Annotated in this window: 2 protein-coding genes; both read right to left on the reverse strand. The window is 74.0% G+C overall.

What is annotated here, in order from left to right:
• Positions 1-596 (reverse strand): condensation domain-containing protein (locus tag K377_RS41115; RefSeq protein WP_237551599.1); only part of this gene is annotated, 596 nt, incomplete at its 3' end.
• On the reverse strand, positions 593-1,688 hold a 1,096-nt coding region (locus tag K377_RS41120; RefSeq protein ID WP_146614879.1), incomplete at its 5' end, for a phosphopantetheine-binding protein. The genes K377_RS41115 and K377_RS41120, both read right to left, overlap by 4 nt.

Consider the following 1,688-nt stretch of genomic DNA (forward strand, 5'->3'; position numbering starts at 1 on the left):
TCCTTGCGCCAGTACTCGACCTGCGTGGCGGCAAGGCTCTCCGGGTCCGCCACGTCGCCGAGGACCTCGCGCTGCCACATCGTGTAGTCCTTGTACTGCACGGGCAGCGGCTCCCAGGCCGGCGCCCGTCCGCCGCGGCGGGCGGTGTAGGCCGCGGCGAGGTCCCGGACCAGGGGGGCGCCGGAGCTGCCGTCGGTGGCGATGTGGTGGATGACCAGGACGAGGACGTGCTCCTGGGCCGCGCAGCGGAACAGGTGTGCCCGCAGCGGGAGTTCGGCCGTCAGGTCGAAGCGGTGGGCGATGGCCCCGTCGACGGCGCCGGACACGTCGTCCGGCGCCACCTCCGTCAGGGGCAGCTCCGGCGCGGCCTCGGCGATCGGCAGGATGCGCTGGTGCGGTTCGCCGTCGGCGTCGGTCGCGTAGACGGTGCGCAGGATCTCGTGCCGCTCGACCACGTCGCGGAGCGCCGCGGCGAGCACGTCCCGGTCCAGGGTTCCGGTGAGCCGGAAGGCGGCCGCCATGTTCCAGGAGTCCGAGCCCCCCTCCAGCTGGTGCAGGACCCACATGCGGCGTTGGGCGAATGACAGCGGAATCATTGGTTCACTCCCTCTACGAACATCTTGCGCAAACCGGGACGACGGGGAGCGGCCAGCTCCTCTGTCCACGCGGCGAGCGCGGCCACCGTCGGAAGGTCGAAGATCTTGCGGATGGGGATCTCGACGCCCAGCTCGGCGCGGGCGCGGCCGATCAGCCGGGTGGCGAGCAGCGAGTGCCCGCCGAGTTCGAAGAACCCGTCGTCGGCGCCGACCCGGTCCACACCGAGCACCTCGGCGAAGAGCGCGGCCAGGCCCTTCTCGCGGGCGGTGGAGGGCGCCCGGTAGGCGGCGCCGGTGAACTCCGGCTCGGGCAGCGCGGCCCGGTCCAGCTTGCCGTTGGGGGCGAGCGGGAGCCGGTCCAGGACCACGAAGGCGGACGGCACCATGAACTCGGGCAGCCGCTCGGAGACGAAGGTGTGCAGTTCCTTCGTGTCCGGGGCGTCGTGCCCGTCGGCGGCGGCGAGCACGACGTAGGCGACCAGCAGCTTGCCGGCGCCGTCGGTGCGCCCGTCGCGGGCCACGACGGCGGCCTGCGCGACGCCGGGGTGCGCGGTGAGGGCGGCCTCGACCTCGGCGGGCTCGATGCGGAAGCCGCGCACCTTCACCTGCGCGTCGCCGCGGCCCGCGTACTCCAGTTGTCCTGCGCCGTTCCAGCGGGCCAGGTCGCCGGTGCGGTACATGCGGGCGCCGGCCGGGCCGAACGGGTCGGCGAGGAAGCGCTCGGCGGTCGGCGCGGTGCGGCCGAAGTAGCCGCGTCCCACGTTTCCGCCGACGTACAGGTCGCCGACCGCGCCCGGGGGCACCGGGGTCAGGCCGGGGCCGAGGACGTAGGCCCGCATGTTGCCGAGCGGGGTGCCGACGGGCGCGCTGCCCGCCGTGTTGCCTGCCTCGCCGGTGACGGCGCAGGTGGTGGCGTAGAACGACTCGCTCTGTCCGTAGGCGTTGACGATCCGGGTGCCGGGCAGGGCCCGGCGCACCTTCGCGACCAGGGACGTGGGCAGGGCCTCGCCGGCGAAGACGAGCGTCTCCACGTCGGTGCGGCCGGCGATCTCGTCGACGAGTTCGGCGAAGGCGGACGGGACGGTCGAGATG

Origin of the sequence: Streptomyces sp. PsTaAH-137 (genome assembly GCF_003259365.1) — a bacterium.
GTDB lineage: Bacteria > Actinomycetota > Actinomycetes > Streptomycetales > Streptomycetaceae > Streptomyces.